This window comes from Paenibacillus sp. FSL H7-0756, from assembly GCF_038006765.1.
GTDB lineage: Bacteria > Bacillota > Bacilli > Paenibacillales > Paenibacillaceae > Paenibacillus_AQ.
Genome location: NZ_JBBOVT010000002.1, coordinates 279,092 through 298,816 on the forward strand (window position 1 = coordinate 279,092; position 19,725 = coordinate 298,816).

Sequence of the window (19,725 nt, forward strand, 5' to 3'; positions counted from 1 at the left end):
CACCCTGTGCCAAGCCATTAGGTTAGACTTCAAGTCTATCAGCTCATGGCTGCCCGCATGGGGTGTTCTTTTTTGTCCGTGAAGCCTAATTCTTATCCGTTATCCCGGCCCCAAGCGGAAATTCTTCTCGCAAACAGCCTTCGCTTTATCACCTCTGGATTTGTGAGTTGCGACTACCTCTCCGTCATACAGAATGGTACAGCTGATCCAGCTGGCCGCCTCATCCTTGTCTGCCTGCACCTTAGTGGAGGTCAGCGGGATGAAGGCGTCCTTGGGGATGGTAAATTCCTCTCTGTAAGGAACTTCGATAGTATCCAGATAGACACTTTCCGGATGCTTCCGGGCATCGATGTCCACCTCCAGATTAACTGCCGAATCGCTGTCACTTTCAATTAGCACCTCTACCCGTATGGCATCGGCATCCGGTTCAGCCTGTACTGGGGAGGGCTCAGCGGTCATTCCATCCTTGGATTCTTGTGTTATTCCGCAGGCCGATAATAGAAGCAGTGCACTGGCCAGCAGGGTTGTCCTTCCTATTTTCCTGAACATCATCTTTATTTGTTTAGCGTTACTCATGTCTGTTCTCCTTTCCTGGTGTGCAGATAATAGCGGATCATCTCATCTACAAAGGACATGAATGCGCGATCCATGCCCATTACGACAGGCTCTGCCCCGTCAGCGGGTCTGATCTGCTCCCAATACTTATCCAGCAGCTTGGCATCACCCTCGAACAGCTCCAGTGCCTTCTCGTACAACCGGCCCGCCAGATGTTGTGCTTCTTGAGAATAGGGAGATGAGGACTTTAACCGTACTGCCTGCTCCAAAATATCCAAAAGCTCCTCCATCTGCCGGTTGTTGCTGCCAAGCACAGGGAGATGCTGAAGAATCCCGGTTTCCTTAGCCGTAAAGGGTGAATCCTCCGTGAATTCGGCAGGTATGATTTCTCCGCTCAAAGGGCGGTTATTCATGGCACTAATGATGTGCGTCAGATCCTGCAAATTCTCCGTTCCCTTGAGCCGGATGGCATGAATGGTTGACCGGAGATAATACTGCTTGCGGCTTAACTCTTCCTTCTTCTGTTCTATCAGCTCTATCTGCTCGTTTAATGAAGCAATCCAATTATCATCTTCTTGCGCAGAATGCTTATTCTCTAACAGCCCTTTAATCTGTTCTAAGGTATAGCCGACCGATTTCAATAAAAGAATTTTTTGAAGCCGGAGGATGGCTTTGGCATCATAATAGCGATATCCGTTCTCTGAAATAAGTGCGGGCTGTAACAGCGCAATTTGTTCATAGTGATACAGGGTTCTTTTGCTGATATTTGCGGTTTTCGCTAACTCCCCAATGCGGATCATAGTTACGTTCCCTCCTTAGTAACACTATAAACGATAACGTATACGTTATAGTAAAGCTTTTAAATCCAACTTGACCCCGGATATAGAATGGTATCTATTGGGATTCTTATGATATAATTTTACACTAGAAAAGCTCTGAAAATACGGGGACATCAGCAGAGGATGTGACTTTAGCATGGTGAAGGGGAGCAAGGATTACGGGCAGTATTTCGATTTCACGGATGCCAAACTGATCAGCGAGACTGAAGGCAAGACCACTTACCGGATCAAAGGCAGAAACGTGCAGATCAACAGCCAGCCCGATTACAAGGAAGGCAAGCGGCGGGGCAAGGAAGAGATCGAGGTGCTCTATCATTTCGACATTCCGCCGGAGATGGCAGATTTCGGTGCAGGCAAAAGCTATCATATTACCACCTACGGCTGCCAGATGAATGAGCATGACACGGAGACGATGAAGGGAATGCTGGAGCAGCTCGGTTACCGGGCGGCTGAAGACCGCAGTGAAGCTGATATTATTCTACTTAATACATGTGCGATCCGCGAGAATGCGGAGGATAAGGTATTCGGAGAGCTGGGCCATCTCAAAACACTGAAGCTGGAGAAGCCCGGCCTGCTCCTGGGAATCTGCGGCTGTATGTCCCAGGAAGAGGGCGTGGTCAACCGGATCATGAGCCGGTACGGCTTCGTGGATCTGATTTTTGGCACCCATAACATCCACCGTCTGCCGCAGCTGATCAAGGAAGCGGTATTCAGCCGCGAGCTGGTCATTGAGGTCTGGTCCAAGGAAGGCGATATCATTGAGAATCTGCCGAAGAAGCGGGAGGGTCTGCGTGCCTGGGTGAACATTATGTACGGCTGCGACAAGTTCTGTACCTACTGCATTGTGCCGTTCACCCGGGGGAAGGAGCGGAGCAGACGTCCCGAGGATGTCATTGCCGAGGTGCGGGAGCTGGCCCGCCAGGGGTTCAAGGAAGTAACGCTGCTGGGGCAGAATGTGAATGCCTACGGCAAGGATTTTACCGACATTGATTATACCTTCGGCGACCTGATGGACGACATGCGGGGAATCGATATTCCGCGTATCCGGTTCATGACCTCGCATCCGCGTGATTTTGACGATAAATTGATTCATGTGCTGGGCAAAGGCGGCAATCTGGTGGAGCATATCCATCTGCCGGTGCAGTCGGGAAGCACAGCTGTGCTGAAGCGCATGAGCCGCAAATATACCCGTGAAGCCTATCTGGAGCTGGTCCGTAAAATTAAGGAAAACGTGCCGGATGCGGTGCTGACTACCGATATTATTGTCGGCTTCCCGGGTGAGACGGAGGAGCAGTTCGAGGAGACACTGTCCCTGGTGCGCGAAGTAGGGTATGATATGGCGTATACCTTCATTTATTCTCCGCGTGAAGGGACTCCTGCAGCCGGGATGGACGATAATGTTCCGTCAGAGGTCAAGAGCGCGCGTCTCCAGCGTCTGAATGATCTGATCAAGGAGCAGAGCCGGCTGGGGAATGAGCGGATGCTGGGCCAGCGGGTGGAGGTTCTGGTGGAAGGCGAGAGTAAGAATAATGCCCGGATGCTGGCCGGACGTACCCGTGACAGCAAGCTGGTGCATTTTGAAGGCCCGTCCTCCCTGATCGGCACGCTGGTGCAGGTGAGCATTACCGGCGCGAAGACTTGGTACATCCAGGGGGACTATCAGGCGGAAGCCGCAGCGGTCCTCTAATTATAGAGAAATGGGGCGAGAAGAATGAGCCAGGAAGAAGCACGACTGAATGAATATGGCATGCAGACCCACAATACCCGCGATTTAATTGTCCGGGAGGATATCATGGGCAAGGCGAAGGACTTGGCTGCACTCATCTCCACCAGTGAGGAGGTCCGTCATTTTCAGCAGGCCGAGCAGAAGATTCTGAATCACGAGCGTGTGCAGGGACTCATTGCTACGATTAAGAAGAAGCAGAAGGAGATCGTGGCATTCGAGAGCTTCAAGAATCAGGCCATGGTCGAGAAGATTGAACGTGAGATCGAAGAGCTGCAGGATGAGATCGACAGTATCCCGGTTGTGAACGAGTTCCAGCAGAGCCAGAGCGATATCAATTATCTGCTGCAGATGGTGATTTCAGTGATCAGGGATACCGTTTCGGATAAAATCAATGTGGAAGCAGGCACCGAGGCACCGCCCTCCACCTGCGGAGATTAATGCAGAACACCCCGGGGGCGGATGTGAATCCGTCCCTTTTTACATAAGCCGGCAGGCCGGCTCCTGTTGATTTTGGGCGGACAGGTTTGGTACATTAAAAGATACGAACAACAAACAATAGCACGGCAAAGGATGATCTATAGTGACTGAGAACGCGGAACAAGCCTATAACGCCAAGAAGTACCGCACTCCGGATGGCGTTCCGGCGGATATTGTCATGTTTACACTAACCAAGCGCGAGCGGAAGACCGTCACGAAGACACTGCCGCTGCGCGAACTGAAGGTGATGCTGGTCCGGCGCAAAAAATGGCCGTGTGCGGGCATGTGGGCCCTGCCGGGCGGCTTTTGCCAGGAGGATGAATCGATCTATGATGCTGCCACGCGCGAGCTGAAGGAAGAAACGGGCGTGGACGGCGGACATTTGGAATATCTCGGCGTCTACAGCCAGCCGGGCCGTGACCCGCGCGGCTGGATTATCAGCCACGCCTTCTTTGCGCTAGTGGAGGAGTGGATGCTGGAGCAACGGCAGGCTTCGGATGATGCAGGCGAGGTTGGCCTGTTCACCCTGCAGGAAGCGCTGGAGGAGCTGGAGCTGGCTTTTGACCACCATGATATTATTACCGATGCCTACCTGCGGATTCAGCAGCAGATGCTGCAGACGACGATTGCCCGGCAGTTCCTGCCGCGCCATTTCACGCTGAGCGAGCTGTACCAGGTGATCCAGACGGTGGTGCCGGAATTCAAAGAACCGAATTTTATCCGCAAAATTACGTCAACACGCAGCCGTCAGGGTATATTAAAAGAAGTGAGCGATGAAGCGGGGAACCCGCTCAGCTCCAATCAATACTCCCAGCGCCCGGCACAGCTCTATATGTTCACGGACCATGAGCCGTTATTATCCATTTATACGTAAGCTGCCGGGAAGTGCAGGCCCATTAACCTTGGAGGAGGCTGATCTACCATGAGAGCACTGATTGTAATTGATTTCACGAATGATTTCGTTGACGGGAACCTGCCTGTCGGCCAGCCCGGCATCGATATTGCGCCCAGAGTCAGTGAATTGACGGAACAATTCGTACGGAGCGGGGACTATGTGGTGATGGCTGTAGATCTGCATGAGGCGGATGACGCGTACCACCCGGAGACCAAGCTGTTTCCGCCGCATAATCTGCGGGGAAGTCAGGGACGTGAGCTGTACGGAAGCCTGAAGGCTGTCTACGAGGATAACCGGGAAGCCATCTACTGGATGGACAAAACGCGTTACAGCGCCTTCTGCGGCACGGATCTTGCGCTGAAGCTGCGTGAGCGGGGCATTACAGAGGTGCATCTGATCGGAGTATGTACGGATATCTGTGTGCTGCATACGGCAGTGGATGCTTACAACCACGGCTTCGGGATCATCGTGCATGAGGATGCCGTAGCCAGCTTCAACCCGGACGGCCACGTGTGGGCGCTTGAACACTTCCGCGGCAGTCTCGGCGCGAAGGTCGTCACGGCGGAATAGAGTTCCAACACAATAGCAGCTGCAGAGCCCTTATACAGCAGTGCATACATTAGGAGATGAGGACTTGAGGAGAGAACTTGCTCTACATACAGACAAATATCAGATTAATATGATGTACGCCCACTGGATGAACGGTACCCACAAGCGCAAGGCCGTGTTCGAAGCCTACTTCCGCAAGCTTCCGTTCGGCAACGGGTTCGCCGTGTTCGCGGGGCTTGAGCGGATAGCCCAGTATATCGCCGAGCTGCGGTTCACGGAAGACGATATCCGCTACCTGTCGGAGCAGGAGGAGAACTATGCACCCGCATTCCTGGAGGAGCTGCTGCAGTTCCATTTCCAGGGCAGCCTCCATTCCATGAAGGAAGGGGCCCTGGTCTTCCAGGATGAGCCGCTGATCCGGGTGGAAGGCACGATTATGGAGGCGCAGCTGGTCGAGACGGCAATCCTGAACTTCATGAACTATCAGACGCTGATCGCTACCAAGGCCTCGCGGATCAAGCAGGTGGCCCCGGACGACACGCTGCTGGAGTTCGGAACGCGCCGTGCGCAGGAAGCGGATGCCGCAGTGTGGGGCGCACGCGCCGCTTATGTCGGCGGCTTCCATGCAACCTCGAACATGCTGGCCGGCAAGAAATTCGGCATCCCTACGAAGGGCACCCATGCCCATTCCTGGGTGCAGAGCTTCCCAAGCGAGCAGGAGGCGTTCGACGCGTACGCCAGAGTGATGCCGGACGGCGTGACGCTGCTGGTGGATACCTTCGATACCCTGCGCAGCGGGGTGCCGAATGCCATCAACACGGCGAAGAAGCTGGAGGCACAGGGCAAACGGATGAACGGTATCCGGCTGGACAGCGGTGACCTTGCTTATCTGTCCCGCAAGGCGCGTGAGATGCTGGATGAAGCCGGGCTGCAGTATGTGAAGATTGTGGCCTCCAATGATCTGGATGAGAACACCATTATGAACTTGAAGTCGCAGGGGGCTGCAATCGATACATGGGGTGTCGGCACCCAGCTGATTACCGCTGCGGATCAGCCTTCGCTCGGCGGCGTCTACAAGCTGGTCGAGATTGAAGCTCCAAGCGGCGAGATGATCCCCACGATCAAGATCTCTTCCAATCCCGAGAAGGTATCCACTCCCGGCAAAAAGGAAGTCTACCGCATTATCGGCCAGAACGGAAAAGCGTTGGCGGATTATATCAGCTTCGCCGATGAGCCTGCGCCCCGCAGCGGTGTCCGGCTGAAGCTGTTCAACCCGCTGCACCCTTATATGAAGAAGCATGTGGAGCGCTACGACGCTCTGCGGATGCTGGAGCCGATTGTGGTGAACGGCTTCCAGGTCTATACCCTGCCGGAGCTGGCGGAGATTCGCCGTTACCATGAGGAGCAGCTAGACCTCTTCTGGCCGGAGTACCTGCGCAAGCTGAACCCGGAAGTCTTCCGCGTGAATCTCAGCGAACAGTTATGGAACCGCAAGCAGCAGCTGATTGCGGAGCATATGATTACGGATGTGGAGTAGAATCTGGCCTGAATTTCATTAGAACCAGAATATAGTCAGCCCTCTCAGGCCTGCCGTGCGAACCCGGCGGTATGAGGGGGCTTTTTGTGTGAGCGACCATTTACTCATTGACAGCAAGTCTCTGAAATCATATATTTAAAATGTTCCAGTTAACAGATTTGGAAGAAAGAGTTTTTTTGCAACAAAAGTTTAAGCGCTTTAATTTTACTCTTCAGCTCATTATAACCGCTATGTTCTCTTCTGTAGCCGCCACACCCGATTGAGGAGGTGAACTTTTCCTACAGCTGTCCGTTTGTAAGTACAATGGATTCTCTGAAGTATCCACCCCAACGATGAGGAGTGAACGGGTTATGAACAAGCAAGGGAAACGCAAGCTGCACTGGAAAAGTCTGATGCTTCTATGTTTGGCAATGTTCATCCTGCCTGCCGGGTCCGTCTTCGCCGCAGTGAACAAACCGTTCCCGCAGCACACCACCTATACGAGCGGAACCATTAAACCGAACAATGTCACACAGACAGTCATGGATAACGCTGTTAAGACCAAATGGGATGCATGGAAAGGCACATATCTCAAGCCGGCCGGGACCGGTAAGTATTATGTCAAATATAATTCGGCGGGGGAGACTGTCTCCGAAGCGCATGGCTATGGCATGTTGTTCACTGTGCTGATGGCCGGCTATGACACGAATGCGCAGACCTATTATAACGGACTCTACAATTATTACACAGCACATCCAAGCGCCATCAATCCCTATCTGATGTCATGGAAACAGAACAGCAGCTTCCAGAATATAGAAGGACAAGACTCCGCAACCGACGGTGATATGGATATTGCCTTCTCGCTGCTGCTGGCCCACAAGCAATGGGGAAGCAGCGGAACCGTCAACTATTTGCAGGCAGCAACAAACATGATTAACGCCATCATGGATAAGGAGATTAATCAGACTCAGTGGACAATCCGTCTTGGAGACTGGGCGAATAGCGGTTCATACAATACGGCTACCCGGCCTTCAGACTTCATGCTGAATCACTTGAAGGCTTTCCAGACCGCTACCGGGGATGCCCGCTGGCAGAATGTAACGAACAAGACCTACACGATTATTAATAGCCTCTATACCGGCTATAGCTCAACCACCGGCCTGCTGCCGGACTTCGTAGTTTACTCCAGCAATACCTATAAGCCAGCTGCCGCGAATTTCCTGGAGGATGCCAACGACGGCAACTATAATTATAATTCCTGCCGTACACCGTGGCGGATCGCCACCGATTATCTGCTGACAGGCGATAACCGGGCCTTAGCCCAGCTGAATCAGCTGAACAGCTGGATCAAGACCAAAGTTAGCAGTACACCGGGGAACATCAAAGATGGCTACAAGCTGAACGGAACCACCTTCGGCAGCTATAACAGCGGCGCGTTCTATGCCCCCTTCGGTGTAAGCGCCATGACCTCCTCCGCCAATCAGAGCTGGCTGAACTCGCTCTGGAGCCATACGGCCAGCAGCGCAGCAGAGGATTACTATGAAGACAGTATTAAGCTGTTCTCGATGATTGTTATGTCAGGCAACTGGTGGACTTACTAGGCACTCCCCGGCAGCTTCCCGGTGTAAATCGGTGAAGCTGCTTTTTTTGTTGTTTAGGAATTATGATTTTCTTCCGGAATGTATATGAAAAACTGAACACAATGTGCTGCTACGAAGGAAGTGGCCGAAATGTATGCGGAAATCCGAGTACAATCGGTGCTGCTGCGATAAAGGACGGGCTCCATAATCGGCAGCCCGTAACATTTGAGAGAAATCCTGCATGAAGTGCAGCAATACTACCCATTAGAAGCGCCAAATGCTGAAATCATGCATGAAATGCAACAAAGCCAGCGCTAACTTGCACTAAACACCAGAATTCCTGCAAATGATGCAACAATGTAGCGTAGCCCGTAACATTTTTAGAGGAATCCTGCAAGATGTGCAACAATGCGGCTCCAAGCAACCGGTCGGTGAGGACGTTTATCTTATGCCTTCATATGTCAGACTTTGTCCCTGCATTGAATATGCGTGAAAAGATAAATATGACAATAAGTAATATTTAATGCAATAATATAACAAAATACTACAAAATAATCATCCATAAATATATATTATTTAACAACTTATGTACTATATAAATAATAAAGGGGTAGATGTATTATTTAAGATGTAATCGGCCGATTAACAATGCTTGGAAAGGCGGAAGAATTGTGAAAATTAAAAAGTTTCTGTCTGTTCTTCTTATCTCTGCTGTTGTATTGATTCCATCGGCTTCCGCATTTGCCGAAGAAAATGTACAATCAGTGGAAGTTTCTCCTGCATCGGTTGGAGTTGGGGATAGTGAGTCTACTGCAATAAGTTTAATTTTGAATGGAGAAGGTGGGGTCTTAGGGGGAGTAACCTATGATCTTTTTATTCAAAATGGAACAGAACAAGATTGGTTTAAATGGACCAACACTACGCCAAACTATTTACGGGCTAGTGCATTAGTGGGAGGCTTCCCAGGCAATGGACCCACTAGAGCGGCAGTTATCATAAAAAAGGAGGGCTGGGGTGACACTGGTCCTATTTATCTCGATCAAGCAAATACAGCGGAAAGACAAAATTTTGCTAATATGGTCATTGCCCCGGGAGCAACGGTATACGTAAGAGTTGATTCACCCAATAACCCGAATATGTCGGCTTACCATTTTGTATTTTTTGCACTTCCAATTTAATACATTGAAAGTTAAAGGGCATCTCGATTAAAGGGGTGCTCTTTTTCGTTTGCTAACCTACGTATTCTTTTACAGTTACATCGACTCTTGATTATAAATCCCCCTTGAACAAGGTACAAAAACTCCCTTTTACAAATCTCTTATCAATGTACTGAACCATTAGAATAGATGTTGTTTCAAAAAGGGATGAAGATCATTGACGATGCTGTGCATTACGCGAATTTCTGTGATATTTTTAACATCTTAATTTTTAATTTTATTGCTAAATTAAGGATGACATCTCATCCACAGCTTGCTTAGGAAAGTGCGGAATTACACAGAATCTTCACATTTTGTCGTTTTCATGGAAGCTTTCCTTCTATTGAAATAACACCGCACTGTCGCGTATAAAGAAACCTGCATAAATCTATAAAGAATTGTGATTTCCTGAGCGTGGAAAATGCAAGATATGTCACTTCGCGGCTTGCAAAATCAAGTTACAATCGCTTAAAAAAGTCAAAAGGATGTACTAAGAAAGGGGTTATGTCGGTGGTACAATTGCCAATAGTAAATGAGCTGGGATTCTTTGAGATTCGTCTGGAGTCCATTGGAGGCCTGGGCGCGAACCTGGCAGGTAAAATGCTGGCGGAAGCAGGAGTGGTCGGCGCAGGGCTTAACGGCGTCAGCTTCTCATCGTACGGTTCGGAGAAGAAGGGGTCTGCGGTTAAGGCTCACATCCGTTTCTGTGATATGGATACCCATATCCGCGATACTTCCCCGGTCGAGCGTCCGCATGTTGTAGGGGTATTTCACGAAGCACTTGCCAAGACCGTTAATGTAACCAGCGGAATTCATGAACACAGCACCGTTCTTGTGAACTCGGCCAAGACGCCGGAAGAACTCAGAGAGCTGCTGAAGATGAAGGCCGGCACGATTGCAGTGATCGATGCTACCAGCATCGCACTCAAGGAGAAGAACCGCGTCAATATGGCCATGCTGGGGGCGCTTTTCCGGCTCTGCCCGTTCCTGGACACAGATATTATGAAGGGCGTCATTGAGAAGTCCCTCGGCAAAAAATATCCGCAGGCCGTCCAGTCGGCTATCACCACCTTCGAGCGCGGCTACAATGAAGTGAAATTCATGCAGTTTGAGCTGGCTGCTTGTGATACGATGCCTGAATATGTCCGTTCCGATATCTCGGCTCTCGGTTATGAGACTCAGCCGATGGGCGGAACGATCACGAATCCAGGCGGCAGCTTCCTGAAGAACCTCAGCATCTCCCGTTCCGGTATGCTTCCGGTCTTTGAGATGGAGTCCTGCATCAACTGCGCACAGTGTGACACGGTATGTCCTGACCAGTGCTTCGTGTGGGAAGAGCGCCTGGACCGCAAGGGCCGTTCGCAGATGTTCCTGCTTGGTATTGACTACCAGTACTGTAAAGGCTGCCTGAAATGTATCGGTGCCTGCCCGACCTCAGCATTATCCAGCATGAGAGAGAAGGAAGGCTTCGCAGACAGCCATACCGTGAAGCATCAGTTCGATCTGGTAACTCCAGTCTAAAACCCGGAAGAAAGGTGGAATACATTGTGGCTATTGATTATGAAAAAGAACTAGGCTCCGCCAAGGTGGAGCAGAAATTCCTATACGAGTCCGGCAATGAAATGGCGGCCTATGCCGCGCATCAGATTAACTATCATGTCATGGGTTATTTCCCGATCTCCCCATCGACTGAGGTGGCCCAGTTCCTCGATACGATGAAGGCCAGCGGCCAGCACGATATTATGCTGGTACCGTCCGATGGCGAGCACAGCTCTGCAGGGATCTGCTACGGTGCTTCGACAGCAGGCGGTCGTGTATTTAATGCAACGAGCGCTCAAGGGTACATGTTCATGCTGGAGCAATTGCCTGTACAAGCAGGTACGCGGATGCCGATGGTCATGAATCTGGTCTGCCGTTCGATCTCGGGACCGCTGAATATTCACGGAGACCATTCCGATCTGTATTTTGCCCTGAACACCGGCTGGCCGATCCTGATGTGCCGTGATCCGCAGTCGGTCTATGATATGAACCTGATGGCGCTGAAGCTGGCGGAACACGCCAAGGTCCGGCTGCCGGTGATGGTGGCCTCTGACGGTTACTTCACTTCGCACCAGAAGCGCCGGGTGCAGGCTTTTGCCCATCGTGAGGATGTTCATAAGTTCGTTGGCGAACAGCCGCCTGCAGGCTTTACCGATACCCTTGACCGCAATAACCCGGTCACTGTGGGGCCTTACATGAATGAACCGGATTACATCAACAACCGATATCAGCAATCCGTTGCGATGTACAATGCGGGTGAAGTCTTTGAAGAAATTGCCCAGGAATTCGCAGAGCTGACCGGACGCCATTATGAGATGATCGAGCAGTACCGGATGGAGGATGCCGATGTCGCTGTCTTCCTGATGAACTCCGCTTCGGAGATCATTAAGGACGTAGTCGATCAGCTCCGCGAGCAGGGAATCAAGGCAGGAGCGATCTCCCCGAACATGATCCGCCCGTTCCCGCAGAAGCAGATCGCCGAAGCGCTGAAGAATGTCAAAGCCATCACTGTAGGTGACCGTGCAGATTCGGTTGGCGGACACGGCGGTAATATGGTGAACGAGATTAAGGCAGCACTTTTCACTTACGGCAATACAACGACTAAGGTTATCAGCCGGATTTACGGACTTGGCGGTAAAGACTTCTACGCCGAAGACGGACACCACTTCTTCCAGCTGGCTATGGATGCCGTTGTTGCAGACCGTGTAGAGATTCCGTTCGATTACTATGGCCACAATCCGGGAGCGCCGGAGAATGCGCCGAAGCGTCTCTTGAAGCCGATGGACTTCGATAAGCTGAAGACCGGCCTGATCACGGTAACCCAGAACGAAGAGACTGGCAAGCTGAGTGTCAGAGTTCCGCCGGTGCGTTCGCTGATGAAGAAGCCAAGACGTCTGTCTCCTGGGCACGGCGCATGTCCGGGCTGCGGGATTTTCTCCGGGCTGGAGCTGTTCTTCAAAGGGATCGAAGGCGATATTGTAGCACTTTATCACACAGGCTGCGCGATGGTAACGACTACAGGTTATCCGTATTCCTCCCATAAATCGACGTTCATCCACAATCTGTTCCAGAATGGTGCGGCTACACTGTCCGGTGTGGTTGAGATGTTCTGGGAACGCAAACGCCGCGGTGAGCTTGACGGGCTGGGGCTGAAGGAAGACTTCACATTCGTTATGGTTACCGGCGACGGCGGGATGGACATCGGGATGGGGCCTGCGATCGGCGCAGCGCTGCGCGGCCACAAGATGATCATCGTGGAATATGATAATGAAGGATACATGAACACAGGTGCACAGCAGTCCTATTCGACACCGCTCGGACACCGGACTTCCACCTCAAGCATTGGCAAAACCCAGCAGGGCAAGGTGACCCAGCACAAGGATACAGCGCAGATTATGGCGGCTACCAACATTCCTTATGTCTTCACCGGCTGTGAAGCTTATCCGCAGGATATGCTGAAAAAAGCGGCAAAAGCTCAGTGGTACGCACAAAATGAAGGTCTGGTCTACGGCAAGATTCTCATTGCCTGTCCGCTGAACTGGATGAGCGAAGACAAGGACGGCACAGATATCGTGTCCCTGGCTGTCGAATCCTGCTTCTTCCCGCTTTATGAGGTTGAGCAGGGAATTACCAATATCACCTATAACCCGGAAGACAAGGACAAACGGATAGAAGTATCCGCTTGGCTGAAGACGATGGGCAAGACCCGCCATTTGCTGAAGCCGGAGAATGAACCGGCTCTGCGCAGCTTCGAGGGTGAAGTTCAGCGCCGCTGGAGCCGCCTCAAAGCTAAGCATGAGCATCCTGACTTGTAAGGTGCAGAATCTATTGGAAGCTTAGCATTCTTAAGCATACGCAACAGCTAAAGTTAGTACCCGCCCGGCAGAGTCACTCTGCCGGGCTATTTGCTGCTTCAAGTAACCCGAAAAAACTATTTAGTATAATACTTTTATAAAGTAATATAGTAACGAGGCGACAGACAGTTAAAAAGTAGCTTCGAGGTCAAGCCGCCACCGCTACAGGTGGAGGAGTTCAGCAACCATTAGAAGGTTAGGCGGGGGTAGCATGGCAACAGTATTCTTAATTATTATTTATCTGGCGTTCATCAGCCTGGGACTGCCGGATTCGATGCTTGGCGCAGCCTGGCCGGTTATCCGGCTGGACTTCGGGGCGCCGGTCGAGCTGGCCGGACTGCTGTCGATGATAGTGGTCGCCGGCACGATTATCTCAAGCTTGGCCAGCAGTGTGGTGCTGAAGCGGCTCGGAACGGGAATGGTTACTTTTATCAGCGTGGCGGTAACGGCTCTGGCCCTGCTCGGTTTCTCCTATTCCTCTTCCGCCTTGTGGGTGGCTCTGCTGGCCTTGCCGCTCGGTCTGGGGGCCGGTTCGATTGATACAGGGTTGAATAATTATGTGGCGACTCATTACAAAGCGCATCATATGAGCTGGCTGCACTGTTTCTGGGGGATAGGGGCTATGCTGGGGCCGATCCTGATGTCGCGGTATATTGCGAATGGCGAGTCTTGGAGAACAGGGTTTTTCGCGGTCAGCATGATTCAGTTCGCACTAGTCGTGGTACTGTTCTTCAGTCTGCCGCTGTGGACAAAGGTAAGCAAACGGGGCGGACAGCAGCCTGTTGGGATGTCTGAGAAGGCAGATTCCCGGCCTGCGGCCGTTCCCGCTGAGGGTAAGGTGCTGCGGATCAAAGGCGTGAAGCTGGCGATGCTTACCTTTCTGTTCTATTGCGGAGTAGAAGCCACGGTGGGGCTATGGGGCAGCAGCTATTTGGTCAACGTAAAGGAAGTATCCCCGGCAACTGCCGCCGGATGGGTCTCGCTCTATTATGGCGGAATCACGGCCGGGCGGCTGATCACCGGCTTCATTACCTTCCGCTTCAGCAACCGTACGCTGATTCGCGGCGGGCTGGCGATTTCACTCGGTGGTGCGCTGCTGCTGGCCTTGCCGCTTCCGGCGGTATATTCACTGGTCGCTTTTATTCTGATTGGCCTCGGCTCGGCACCGATCTTCCCCTGCATGCTGCATGAGACGCCCGCCCGGTTCGGAGCGGAGAATTCGCAGAAGATTATGGGGTATCAGATGGCCTTGGCTTACACCGGCGGTGCGTTTCTGCCTCCATTGTTGGGCTGGGCGGCGGCGCGGAGCACCTTCATGATTCTCCCGCCGGCAATGATCGGGTATATCATAGTGATGATAGTAAGCTCTGAAATCATTAATAGGATGATGAGCAAACGACAAGGAGAGGTGAACCTGTAATGAGATTCATAGAGTGGCAGGATGGAGTATGGAGCAATGAACCGGTGTCAAGCAGGACCGTGGACGGTCAACTGGTGACCCTTGCAGCGGAGGGCAGCGATTACTGGGAAAAGACGATGTACGGCTTCCAGCATGACAACGGTCATGCGCTGCTTGCCCCCTGGAATACGGCAGAGGCGGTAGAGATCAGCTTCGCGCTGGACGGGTTCACGGAGCTGTATGACCAGGCAGGCATTATGCTATGGCACAGCGGCGAGCAATGGATCAAGGCCGGTATTGAGCTGAATGACGGTGTTCCTCATATAGGTGCAGTTGTGACGGACGGTTACTCTGACTGGTCATTGTCCCCTGTTCCCGAATGGAAGGGCGAGGTGGTTACCCTCCGGGCTTCGCGGATGAAGGATGCGGTAATCCTCAGAGCGCGAACAGAGAATCATCCATGGCGGACTATCCGTGTTGCCCGGTTCCCGTATGAGAATGGCACCCAAGCGGGACCGTTCCTGTGCGCTCCAACGCGGGCCGGCTTTCACGTTACCTTCACACGCTGGGCAGCTACAGTACCCGATGCAGATGTTCATACAGACCCGCCAATCGTATAGATTTTTCCGGACAAAAGCAAAACCGCCGCTGTGCGTATCTTTCAAGCGCAGACGGCGGTTTTGCTTTTTACAATATACTATCGTACAGACGGGAGAGGCAGACTATCTTCTTCTGCTGCGCACCATTGCGGTAGGCCCGCACATTTCATCCCGGACGGAATAAGTGTAGATATGGTGAGGGACCGGAACACAGTGATGGCGTCTGACGACCTCGACATGGTGGACCACCTGGACTTCCTGGGGATGATAGTAATCTTCATATACAACCTGTGTGGGATCTGTAACCGTTTGGGTAGGACATTTCGGACAATTTCTCATTACACTCAGCTCCTTCGCAGTGGACTTATGCCAGTATACGCGTTATGTAGGAGCCTGCTTGTTCATTCGTCTATTTTTCGGCAAAATAGGTGTCCGTCCATGCTGCCCATGCTTCGTCTCAGGAACGCTTGTAAATCTCGCGCATGACATGGCGCAGCTCGGGCAGGATCAGCCGTTCCATGGCCAGCTTGATCGCACCGGTGGAGCCCGGCATGGAGAAGACAGCGGTACTGCCGATCGTCCCGGCAATGGCCCGGCTGAGCATAGCGGCAGAGCCGATATCTTCTGTGAAGCTAAGCAGCCGGAAAATCTCCCCGAAGCCCGGCAGCGACTTGTCCAGCAAAGAGGCTACGGCCTCATAGGTGGTGTCACGGGGGGAAATACCGGTCCCTCCGGTCAGAAGCACGGCTTCGATGCCGGAATGAACGGAGCTTTTGTAGACCAGCTCCCGGATATCCTCATAATCATCCTTCACGATGGTGCGGCCGATCACGTTATAACCGGCGGCTTCCAGCAGGCTCTGGATCAGCGGACCTCCTGTGTCCGTATCGGTGGTCCGGGTATCCGAGACCGTTATGATGTAGCAAGCGACTGAATCCGGGGCTTCGCTCCGGTGTTCTTCGACGGATGATATACGAACCAGCTCCCTTTATTATCTGCTGTGCAGCTTATATTTCTCATGATAGGGGATGGAAGCAGTAATAACAAGCTCCGGGGGAAGCTGCTGTAGCCTACATAGACAGTACCGCCTTGCACAGAGGCGGTCATTGTAGTACACTCGCTACCATAACCGATTGAGGCAGGGAGAGGGCAAACTTGGAACAGTCATTACCAGTATATATTTTGTCGGGATTTCTCGGCAGCGGCAAGACCACATTACTACAGCGTCTTTTGGATCATTGGAACCTTCAGGGCTTGCGGCCGGCTGTAATCATGAACGAGCTGGGTGAAGTGAATCTGGATGGCTTGCTGGTGGAGCAGTCTGTGCCCATGGCTGAGATGCTGGGCGGCTGCATCTGCTGCACAAGCAGGGGGGACTTAAGTACGGAGCTGACCACGCTAATCAAAAAAGAATCGCCGGATGTAGTTATCATCGAGGCTACGGGTGCAGCCAACCCGCTGGAGATTGTGGATGCGGTGACGGAGACCTCTTTATATCAGCAAGTGGAGCTGAAGGGGCTGATTACCGTCGTCGATGCCGCCCATCTGCTGGAGCTGTACCGTTCCCAGCAAGGGGCTACCTACCGTCTGATGCAGGAGCAGATCCGCTGTGCATCCGTCCTGATCCTGAACAAGACAGACCGCATTCAAGCCGCAGAGATTGCAGAGATCTCGGAAGTATTGCGCAAGTGGAACGCCTACGCGGAGATTCTGCCGGCGGTACGCTGTGAACTGGAGCCAGAAGTGCTGCTGGGTAGTGTGGGAGCCGTTCATATGGATGACCGGTCTGCGGGCGGGGAGCAGGTGGAGAGCGGGGCTGAGGGGGCGATGCATGCGTCCCATGATCATGTGATGGCTTACACCCATTATTTCCAGAATCCCGTGAACAGCGAGGAATTTGAACGGTTTGTGAAGGAGCTGCCGCGCGATGTGTACCGGGCCAAGGGAATCGTAACTTTTACAGATACCTCCAGCCGGTTTCTATTTCAGTACGCCTACAGGGAGGCGGATTTCATGAGAATTACGCCCCAAGGCGAGGTGCCGGATGTTGCGGTATTTATCGGTGAGCATTTCTCCTCCGGCGATCTGCGCAGGGAGCTTCTGCGCCTGGAGAGACGTCTAGTGACCAGACCCGCAGCGGTCAAACGAAGCCTATAGTTAACCATCTGCAGTTCCTTATGAATGGTTCGTTCTTATTCTTGCAGGTTAATACATAGGCATACCCTATACTAATTGCAGGAGGTTGTAAGGCTATGACCCGAATTCAATATCAGGAATGCATTAATGCTTTGATTAAATGTATGGATGCCTGTAACTATAGCTATGTCTCAAGCCTCAAGGAATATGATCTGGCCGATCTGCGGGAGAGCATCCAGCTGGACCGTGAATGCGCAGACATCTGCTCCTTCGCTATTCAAGCGATGACCCGCCGAAGCCCGTTCGTGGCCGAAATCCTCAAATTATGTGCTGACATCTGTGACCGCTGCGCCGACACAAGCAGCCGTCATAAGCATAACCATTGCCAGGATTGCATCGATACCTGCCGCAATGCAGCCATGGCCTGCAGAAGGGTCAGTGAAGCTGTTGAAGTCTACGCCTGACATCACCCTTTAGGACTGACATATACTGCATTGAATACTTAACAGGAACCAGGGCGGCTGCAGACTTTATTCTGCACAGTTCTGGTTTTTTCGATGTGAAATGGATGGAACCGGGAAATTAAAAAGGAGAATAAAGGCATTCCGGCGAATGTTACATTAAGAGAATAATCAGGCTGCCGTCCGGTGAGGCCCATTGGCATGCACGAATGGAAGGAGGCCTGGAAGCCACGAATGCATCACCTCTAATTACAATTACTGAAGGCAGCAAGCGGTATGGAAGCCGCCCGGTACTTACCGGGATATCGATGACGGTTCTTCCTGGCACGGCCACCGCTCTGATTGGCCGCAACGGGTCCGGCAAGAGTACGCTGTTGTCCATCCTCGCGGGACTGCTGAAGCTGACTTCCGGCACGCTTACCTGCGACCGCCAGGCGATAACCACAGGCTATGCACCTGAAGCCTTTCCCGGCTTGAAGCTCACCGCCGAAGACTATCTGCGCTGCATGGGCCGGATTGCCGGACTCTCCGAAGCGGCTTCGGCATCCCGGATCAACGAACTGCTGCAGCTGTTCAGTCTCGAATCCTCCCGCAGCCGCAAGCTGGCTGGCTTCTCCAAGGGGATGCTGCAGAAGGTCAACCTGATCCAGAGTCTGCTGATCCGGCCGCAGCTGCTCCTGCTCGATGAGCCCGTGTCAGGATTGGATCTGCCCGCACAAGATACGCTTATCGATATCCTGCTGGAGCTGAAGGCGGAGGGGACAGCACTCGTCTTGTCCGTTCACGAACCGCAGCTCATCGAAGCTGTCGCGGATACAGTATATGTATTACATGAAGGGCAGACCATCCGGACGATTCATGGAGCGGAGAAGCTGAAGAGTGCTCCAGTAGTGAATATCGTCTATACGGCACTGCCGGGACAAGCCCAGCAGGCTCTGGAAGCCTTGTCTGGAGTCATCCGCGTGCTACCGGAGCCGGATTTTGCCGGTACAGCTTGTACAGGGTTGACTGTAGATCAGCAAATGTCAGATACATGCCTGAAGCAGATTCTTGCAGCGGGCGGTTCTATAGTTTCGGTGAAGCCTCTCGGGGGATTAAGTGACCTGGCCGAGTGGATGGACCCCAAGGATCAGAGCGGGAGTGAACGCGGGTGAAAGGGCTAATCAGTTATTTTTTGCACAGTTATACAGTCTCCCAGCGGTTCTTCGGACCGGTTGCCGGCATTATGATTCCGGTATTAATACTGTATTCCTATAAGCCTAACCCGGTAATGAGCAGCTACTCGGCAACGGCAGTCTTTTTATTCGTAGCCTGTGCGTGGCTCGGCCTAAGCTTCCTTAACCATGAGCAGGCGGTGCAGAAGCAGGTGGTTATTGTTCAGCTCCGTAGTGCCCGACGCTACAGTATCGGAAGTCTGCTGACCCTTGTTCTGCTTACGCTTCTGCTGGATATAATCATCGTACTTTATCCCGTGTTGGCCGGAAGCTTCCAAGAACCTGCCGGACTTCAGCGGATCTTGCTTGGTTTGGCCGGACATGCTCTAATGGGGTTATTAGGGATCACTCTTTCCTTGTACCTGCAATCCTCGTGGGTACCGCGGGCTGGCTATGCGGCCGGAATGATGCTGATTCTCCTCATTTTATCTATTAGCGCCGGTAAAGTGGCTGAAGTGGTGCCTGGGCCCGTTGTATCCATTCTCCTGCCGCCGGTATATCCGGTTATGGACAGGATGATGAATGCAGAGACTCTGCCGGTTTCTTCCGTGCTCAGAGCCTATGCCCATGCGTTGGCGTACATAATATTGCTTGCCGGGTTCTACATCTACCGTTCCGGCCGCATGGACTATAACAAAACAAACTGAGCTGTGTCCTTTGAACTTGATGATTTACAATTTGAAAAAGGTG

Annotated in this window: 19 protein-coding genes; 15 read left to right on the forward strand and 4 right to left on the reverse strand. The window is 52.3% G+C overall.

All coding sequences use genetic code 11. The features are described 5' to 3' along the window. Positions 1-99: 99 nt before the first annotated feature. Together NST04_RS17950 and NST04_RS17955 are read right to left on the reverse strand one after the other, a co-directional pair. A complete protein-coding gene (locus NST04_RS17950) occupies positions 100-576 on the reverse strand; it encodes a hypothetical protein (RefSeq protein WP_341185459.1) in 477 nt (158 codons plus the stop codon). Continuing rightward, the gene (locus NST04_RS17955) at positions 573-1,355 is read right to left on the reverse strand and encodes a MerR family transcriptional regulator (protein WP_341185460.1); all 783 of its coding nucleotides are present in this window, start codon (positions 1,353-1,355) and stop codon (positions 573-575) included. Before NST04_RS17955 ends, NST04_RS17950 begins: the two co-directional genes overlap by 4 nt. 175 nt (positions 1,356-1,530) lie before the next feature. Here NST04_RS17955 and miaB point away from each other — a divergent pair, with 175 nt between their 5' ends. From miaB to NST04_RS18010, 11 genes are all read left to right on the forward strand, one after another. Continuing rightward, positions 1,531-3,081, forward strand: coding sequence for a tRNA (N6-isopentenyl adenosine(37)-C2)-methylthiotransferase MiaB (miaB, locus tag NST04_RS17960; protein WP_341185461.1), 1,551 nt, complete (start codon positions 1,531-1,533; stop codon positions 3,079-3,081). Between the two features lie 24 nt (positions 3,082-3,105). Continuing rightward, positions 3,106-3,558, forward strand: a complete 453-nt coding sequence (locus NST04_RS17965) for a RicAFT regulatory complex protein RicA family protein (RefSeq protein WP_036699099.1) — start codon at positions 3,106-3,108, stop codon at positions 3,556-3,558. A gap of 142 nt (positions 3,559-3,700) precedes the next feature. Beyond that, positions 3,701-4,471, forward strand: a complete 771-nt coding sequence (locus NST04_RS17970; RefSeq protein ID WP_445321783.1) for an NUDIX domain-containing protein — start codon at positions 3,701-3,703, stop codon at positions 4,469-4,471. A gap of 48 nt (positions 4,472-4,519) precedes the next feature. After that, a complete protein-coding gene (locus NST04_RS17975) occupies positions 4,520-5,062 on the forward strand; it encodes a cysteine hydrolase family protein (protein ID WP_341185462.1) in 543 nt (180 codons plus the stop codon). A gap of 64 nt (positions 5,063-5,126) precedes the next feature. Continuing rightward, entirely contained in the window at positions 5,127-6,578 is a 1,452-nt protein-coding gene (locus tag NST04_RS17980) for a nicotinate phosphoribosyltransferase (RefSeq protein ID WP_341185463.1), read from the forward strand. A gap of 350 nt (positions 6,579-6,928) precedes the next feature. Beyond that, positions 6,929-8,158, forward strand: coding sequence for a glycosyl hydrolase family 8 (locus NST04_RS17985; protein WP_341185464.1), 1,230 nt, complete (start codon positions 6,929-6,931; stop codon positions 8,156-8,158). Positions 8,159-8,808: 650 nt separating this feature from the next. Beyond that, entirely contained in the window at positions 8,809-9,315 is a 507-nt protein-coding gene (locus tag NST04_RS17990; protein ID WP_341185465.1) for a hypothetical protein, read from the forward strand. Positions 9,316-9,843: 528 nt separating this feature from the next. Next, positions 9,844-10,854 carry a 2-oxoacid:acceptor oxidoreductase family protein gene (locus NST04_RS17995; RefSeq protein ID WP_341185466.1) on the forward strand — a complete coding sequence of 337 codons (1,011 nt, stop codon included), beginning with the start codon at positions 9,844-9,846 and terminating at the stop codon, positions 10,852-10,854. A 26-nt stretch (positions 10,855-10,880) separates the two neighbouring features. Beyond that, complete coding sequence (locus NST04_RS18000) at positions 10,881-13,187, forward strand: thiamine pyrophosphate-dependent enzyme (protein ID WP_341185467.1); 2,307 nt, start codon at positions 10,881-10,883, stop codon at positions 13,185-13,187. Positions 13,188-13,437: 250 nt separating this feature from the next. After that, the gene (locus NST04_RS18005) at positions 13,438-14,646 is read left to right on the forward strand and encodes an MFS transporter (protein WP_341185468.1); all 1,209 of its coding nucleotides are present in this window, start codon (positions 13,438-13,440) and stop codon (positions 14,644-14,646) included. Then, positions 14,646-15,245, forward strand: a complete 600-nt coding sequence (locus tag NST04_RS18010) for a DUF1349 domain-containing protein (RefSeq protein WP_341185469.1) — start codon at positions 14,646-14,648, stop codon at positions 15,243-15,245. The genes NST04_RS18005 and NST04_RS18010 overlap by 1 nt, the downstream gene beginning before the upstream one ends. A gap of 102 nt (positions 15,246-15,347) precedes the next feature. Here NST04_RS18010 and NST04_RS18015 read toward each other — a convergent pair whose 3' ends face one another. Next, positions 15,348-15,563, reverse strand: coding sequence for a hypothetical protein (locus NST04_RS18015; protein ID WP_341185470.1), 216 nt, complete (start codon positions 15,561-15,563; stop codon positions 15,348-15,350). A gap of 118 nt (positions 15,564-15,681) precedes the next feature. Further along, positions 15,682-16,197, reverse strand: coding sequence for a MogA/MoaB family molybdenum cofactor biosynthesis protein (locus NST04_RS18020; protein ID WP_341186788.1), 516 nt, complete (start codon positions 16,195-16,197; stop codon positions 15,682-15,684). Positions 16,198-16,379: 182 nt separating this feature from the next. On the opposite strand from NST04_RS18020, the gene NST04_RS18025 reads away from it, so the two are divergent. From NST04_RS18025 to NST04_RS18040, 4 genes are all read left to right on the forward strand, one after another. Next, positions 16,380-17,381: a CobW family GTP-binding protein gene (locus NST04_RS18025; RefSeq protein ID WP_341185471.1), complete on the forward strand. Its 1,002-nt coding sequence runs from the start codon at positions 16,380-16,382 to the stop codon at positions 17,379-17,381. Between the two features lie 95 nt (positions 17,382-17,476). Beyond that, positions 17,477-17,824, forward strand: coding sequence for a four-helix bundle copper-binding protein (locus NST04_RS18030; protein ID WP_036699084.1), 348 nt, complete (start codon positions 17,477-17,479; stop codon positions 17,822-17,824). 206 nt (positions 17,825-18,030) lie between these two features. Further along, positions 18,031-18,975, forward strand: a complete 945-nt coding sequence (locus NST04_RS18035) for an ABC transporter ATP-binding protein (protein WP_341185472.1) — start codon at positions 18,031-18,033, stop codon at positions 18,973-18,975. 20 nt (positions 18,976-18,995) lie between these two features. Beyond that, positions 18,996-19,682 (forward strand): hypothetical protein, encoded by a 687-nt coding sequence (locus NST04_RS18040; protein WP_341185473.1) that lies wholly within the window; start codon positions 18,996-18,998, stop codon positions 19,680-19,682. Positions 19,683-19,725: the final 43 nt, after the last annotated feature.

What these genes read in the sequence shown, in the direction of transcription:
- NST04_RS17950 (WP_341185459.1), bottom strand. Translation starts at nt 576, where the DNA reads ATGAGTAACGCTAAACAAATAAAGATGATGTTCAGGAAAATAGGAAGG.
- NST04_RS17955 (WP_341185460.1), bottom strand. Translation starts at nt 1,355, where the DNA reads ATGATCCGCATTGGGGAGTTAGCGAAAACCGCAAATATCAGCAAAAGA.
- miaB (WP_341185461.1), top strand. Translation starts at nt 1,531, where the DNA reads ATGGTGAAGGGGAGCAAGGATTACGGGCAGTATTTCGATTTCACGGAT.
- NST04_RS17965 (WP_036699099.1), top strand. Translation starts at nt 3,106, where the DNA reads ATGAGCCAGGAAGAAGCACGACTGAATGAATATGGCATGCAGACCCAC.
- NST04_RS17975 (WP_341185462.1), top strand. Translation starts at nt 4,520, where the DNA reads ATGAGAGCACTGATTGTAATTGATTTCACGAATGATTTCGTTGACGGG.
- NST04_RS17985 (WP_341185464.1), top strand. Translation starts at nt 6,929, where the DNA reads ATGAACAAGCAAGGGAAACGCAAGCTGCACTGGAAAAGTCTGATGCTT.
- NST04_RS18005 (WP_341185468.1), top strand. Translation starts at nt 13,438, where the DNA reads ATGGCAACAGTATTCTTAATTATTATTTATCTGGCGTTCATCAGCCTG.
- NST04_RS18010 (WP_341185469.1), top strand. Translation starts at nt 14,646, where the DNA reads ATGAGATTCATAGAGTGGCAGGATGGAGTATGGAGCAATGAACCGGTG.
- NST04_RS18015 (WP_341185470.1), bottom strand. Translation starts at nt 15,563, where the DNA reads ATGAGAAATTGTCCGAAATGTCCTACCCAAACGGTTACAGATCCCACA.
- NST04_RS18030 (WP_036699084.1), top strand. Translation starts at nt 17,477, where the DNA reads ATGACCCGAATTCAATATCAGGAATGCATTAATGCTTTGATTAAATGT.
- NST04_RS18035 (WP_341185472.1), top strand. Translation starts at nt 18,031, where the DNA reads ATGGAAGGAGGCCTGGAAGCCACGAATGCATCACCTCTAATTACAATT.